General features: G+C 33.0%; 1 protein-coding gene. It reads right to left on the bottom strand.

The genetic code is table 11. From position 1 onward, the window contains the following. Positions 1 to 238: 238 nt before the first annotated feature. Positions 239 to 610: hypothetical protein (locus DW103_RS18190; protein ID WP_158576720.1), on the bottom strand; the 372-nt coding region annotated here is incomplete at its 5' end.

Raw genomic sequence — 610 nt, 5'->3', positions numbered from 1 at the left:
TTTACACAAGAGAATAACCATACAGAAAAAACAGCTATAATTAAATATGCCTTCATCATGTATTTCCAATTACATATATTTCCAATATTTTTTTTCATTTCATTAGAGCTTAACAACCGACTGTGTTTCTCCACTTTAATTTCTGACAATCGTTTCATAACTCAATAATTTTATAATTAAACAATACATAATAAAAAGGGACAAGACATATTCGCTCAACTTTTATAACTATTAAACACTACTTCCTCACATGTGCTATTACCAGAATATGATTATCATCAAATTTAACATCCGACAGCTTCTCCGGTATTTTTATTGACTGGCCATATTTCTCTACAAAATCAAGCCATTCGGATGCACTCACATGAGCTATAACATATCCGTTATCATCCATGTAATGAATAAAAAAAGGCGGAAAACTATTATCCCGAAAGAATATAGCACCTTCTTCTTTCTTAGACAGTACAGTCTTGTTCTTTTCTTTATCATAAAATCCCACTCCGAATCCTGCATCCCCTCCAAATTCTCCACACCTATAAGTAAAAAGAAGATATGGGTCATATTCCCTGAAATCCATCACTGTCGTATAATCAACAAGCCGGAGTTCAGG

This window comes from Parabacteroides sp. AM08-6, from assembly GCF_003473295.1.
Classification (GTDB): Bacteria; Bacteroidota; Bacteroidia; order Bacteroidales; family Tannerellaceae; genus Parabacteroides.
This window is presented reverse-complemented; position numbering and strand designations above follow the sequence as displayed.